At 65.0% G+C, this 1,682-nt stretch carries 2 protein-coding genes; one reads left to right on the plus strand and one right to left on the minus strand.

Annotated elements, in window-relative coordinates; genetic code table 11:
* A partial coding sequence (locus ABT299_RS52600; RefSeq protein ID WP_500255468.1) for a helix-turn-helix domain-containing protein occupies positions 1–736 on the minus strand: 736 nt, incomplete at its 3' end.
* Positions 737–1,106: 370 nt separating this feature from the next.
* On the opposite strand from ABT299_RS52600, the gene ABT299_RS52605 reads away from it, so the two are divergent.
* A complete protein-coding gene (locus ABT299_RS52605; protein ID WP_500255469.1) occupies positions 1,107–1,544 on the plus strand; it encodes an ATP-binding protein in 438 nt (145 codons plus the stop codon).
* Positions 1,545–1,682 lie beyond the last annotated feature (138 nt).

Raw genomic sequence — 1,682 nt, forward strand, 5'->3', positions numbered from 1 at the left:
GCTGGCGGGCGATCTGATCGTGGCCGGCGTCGTGGGCCATCCAGCCGGCCATCTCGGTGAACCCGCCTGCTGCGGTGAAGATGCTCGTGCGTCCCTTGTTCGTCTGGCTGCCGAACAGTCGGGGTGCAAGGGTGGATTGCAGGTAGCTGGTGACAGTGGGGTAGAGGTGGCCACCACCGACCTGCCGGTCTGCCGCGCGGAAAGCGTGGAGCGTCGTCATATCCGGGTCGTCGCTCGATGGCAGGGTGCTGCCGAGCGGGCTGAATACGTGCTGCACGGCTGCGGGGAGCGATGGCTTGACGGCCCGTTGGGGAACGTGGGCTGGGGGCGGTGCTTGCGTCTCTTTTTGGAGCTTGAACCACAGCAGGTCAGATGGAACGCCGAGGGTGCGGGCCCAGGGGACGAGGCGGTCGAGGTCCGCTACGGGCGGTCCGCTCTCGATGCGGCTGAGTTGGGTCTGGGTGATGTTGAGCCAGCGCGCGACGACATCCTGCGGCAGGGCACGGGGCCCATGGTGTGGATGGTGACGGTAGGCCCGGATGAGGCGCCCGATGTGCCAGTTGTCCAGGGCTGTGCGGAGTGGTTGGGCATTCCAGAAGTCGGCGGGTACGGCGGGCGGCTTGCTGAAACGATCACGTGCTTTCGCCTGGCAGGGGGCGCACTGAGCTCCTGGATTGCTCCGCGCCAGGCGCGTGCCACAACTGTGGCAAATGCGGGCATTGTCCCCAGTTTTCATGGCCGACGGTGACTTCCTGGAGTGATCGATTTCGCTGGGTGATCGTGGCCGGGCGATGCCTGTTTCAGTGTTATACATCAAGCGCATAAGCGCTATGCCGAACTCGCGTAGCTCGGTGGCCCTCCAGATCAGAGGCTGGTCACTCACGGCAGGCATTGACCCGTCCGGAGGGCGCCATGTGCACCGCAGGCAGACGAGTTGGTGCGGGAGTGTGTCCGCCGTGCTTCAAGCGCAGGGTCGGCGTCGTCAGCAGATGTTCGTTTCCCCCGTTGCGGCATCTGTGTGAGCTCAGGCTCCGGCGCCGGCCCTGCTCTCAAACGGGCTGGCGATGCGCGAGGTCGGCAAAATGACTGCTTGGACACATCAAAGCGTGCTGACGCTCATCGCGCTTCCCAACGCCGCGTACTGGGCACGTCGGCACACCGAGGACGTCTTGAAGCGATGGAGTGCATGCGTCGCGCTCGGTGACGCGAAGCTTGTGATCACCGAGTTCATCAGTAACGCGGTGAAGGCGACGGGCACACTCGATGTGCGGCAGCAGAAGGCGTACGCGGAGGCTCCGCTCGCGGTGCCCTACACCGAGGTCACCAAGCTCCAATGGGTACGGCTGCGTCTGTCCTACGGGCAGGCCGTGCTGCTAATCGAGGTGTGGGACAGCAGTGACGAGCCGCCGGTCGAGCAACTGCCCGACTTCGAGTCCGAGGGCGGACGCGGGTTGTTCGTCGTCCGCACCCACTGTGACAAGTGGGGCTGGTACCCGGCACAGGGCGGTGGCAAAGTGGTGTGGGCGGAGCTGCGGGCTTCATGAGTCATCACTCCTTCGAGACACCCTGGGTTATGTTCCGAGTCGCCGGGAGTGCCGATGTGGGTGATTCTGGCGCATGCGACGGTCGCGGCGGTTCTCGATTTTGTCTCCTGTAGCGGAAGCCCAGGGCCTCGTCCGGGA

The sequence above is a fragment of the Spirillospora sp. NPDC000708 genome, assembly GCF_040299565.1.
Classification (GTDB): Bacteria; Actinomycetota; Actinomycetes; order Streptosporangiales; family Streptosporangiaceae; genus Spirillospora.